At 62.7% G+C, this 1540-nt stretch carries 4 protein-coding genes; all 4 read right to left on the bottom strand.

Annotated features, from left to right (window positions below; genetic code table 11):
- Positions 1-236 precede the first annotated feature (236 nt).
- Positions 237-491 (bottom strand): Txe/YoeB family addiction module toxin, encoded by a 255-nt coding sequence (locus Q0112_RS18895; protein ID WP_297977623.1) that lies wholly within the window; start codon positions 489-491, stop codon positions 237-239.
- Positions 488-742, bottom strand: a complete 255-nt coding sequence (locus tag Q0112_RS18890; protein WP_297977622.1) for a type II toxin-antitoxin system Phd/YefM family antitoxin — start codon at positions 740-742, stop codon at positions 488-490. The genes Q0112_RS18895 and Q0112_RS18890 overlap by 4 nt, the downstream gene beginning before the upstream one ends.
- Before the next feature lie 26 nt (positions 743-768).
- Positions 769-1314, bottom strand: a complete 546-nt coding sequence (locus Q0112_RS18885) for a hypothetical protein (protein ID WP_297977621.1) — start codon at positions 1312-1314, stop codon at positions 769-771.
- Positions 1315-1355: 41 nt separating this feature from the next.
- Positions 1356-1540: sigma factor-like helix-turn-helix DNA-binding protein (locus tag Q0112_RS18880; protein ID WP_297973813.1), on the bottom strand; the 185-nt coding region annotated here is incomplete at its 5' end.

Genomic DNA, 1540 nt, shown 5'->3' with positions numbered 1-1540 from the left:
GCGATCCAGTACGTGCTCGAGATCAACGGCGGGCTGGCCGAGGAACTCGGGATCGATCTCGGCGCCGAGCTGCGGCATCCGGCGGTGACGGGGGCGGCCTGGAGCTGCGCGGGGTAGGGCCTCGAAGGGCTGCCGTCGGGAATCCAACGGTCCAGGGAAATCTCCTCGCCGCTCCGCGCTCGCCGAGCGCCTGTTCGTGGACGAGAATTCAGGCGAACGGACGTGCGGGTGGCCGGTTAGTAGTGGTAGCGGCACTGCACGACTTCAATCGCGCTGGCCGTGACGCGGTAGACCAAGCGATGCTCGCGGTCGATGCGGCGGGACCAGAAGCCGGCGAGGTCGCCGCGGAGCGGCTCGGGCTTGCCGGTGCCTTCGAAGGGGTGGCGCAGGCAATCCTCGATCAGGCGGTTGAGCTTGCGGAGCATCGCCTTGTCGGTGGCCTGCCAGTGCAGGTAGTCCTCCCAGCCGTTCGGCGCGAAGACGAGGTTCATTCCCCGATCAGATCGCGGATGACGCCCTTTCCCTCGTTCAGTTGCCGGATCGCCTCCCGAAGGCGACGGGCGTTCTCCGGGCTCGACAGCAGGTAGGTGGTCTCGTCCATCGAGGCCCAGTCCTCGAGCGAGACCATGACCACGGGCTTGCCCTTGGCGCGGGTGACGATGACCGGTTCGTGGTCGTCGTTCACCTTGTCCATCACGGCGGAGAGGTTGGCACGGAGGGCAGTGGAGGAAAGGGTTCTCATGGGACTTACGTACGAGATTACGTACGTTAAGTCAATGCAGGAGCTTGGTTCGGGGAATCACTGAGGTCCCGGGTTGCGCTCCTCGCCGCATCCCCGATGACTCTCCATTGACGCTCTATTTCCGCCAAGCTCGCGCCGGTGATCATATCCGGTCGAGGCAGCCGGTTCGTACGATCGCGCCGCTGCAGGGCTTCGTAGACGGCTATGTATAACACCTGTCCCGTCGCCTGTAGGGTACTCAGGTGCGGGTGTGCTTTTGCGCGTTTCGACTCTTTCAAATCATGATGGGCGACATAGGTGTCGCGATAGTTCCGAATGGTCGTCGAAAGCGCGTCGAGGTCACCTCCCGCCGCAGGATCCAGGTCACCTTTCAGACTTTGCTGATCGTCACAATCGGGGAAGAGAGCTGTCCAATGGAGCTGCTCATTTCGAGACCCAAATAACTTGCACCACGACATGATGGATACATCCATCAGGCAGGCGTCGTAGAGCCTGAAGAAGTTCAGATGATCAGTTCCGTCCGCCGCCAACGCCCGCTTCATGGAGATACAGCGCAAGAGAGTCAGCAACACCTGCGCTGACTCCCTTAGCTTCCGGATCTCGTCGTCGGAAGTCACTGGTCCAGGAAGCTCCGCAGCTTCCGCGACCGGCTCGGATGCTTCAGCTTCCGCAGTGCCTTCGCCTCGATCTGGCGGATGCGCTCGCGGGTGACGCTGAACTGCTGGCCGACCTCCTCGAGCGTATGGTCGGTGTTCATGCCGATGCCGAAGCGCATGCGCAGGACGCGCTCCTCGCGCG

It is taken from the genome of uncultured Amaricoccus sp., from assembly GCF_937858865.1.
In the GTDB taxonomy this organism is placed as follows: domain Bacteria; phylum Pseudomonadota; class Alphaproteobacteria; order Rhodobacterales; family Rhodobacteraceae; genus Amaricoccus.
The sequence above is the reverse complement of the archived record's forward strand: the minus strand, read 5'-3'. Positions and strand labels throughout refer to the sequence as shown.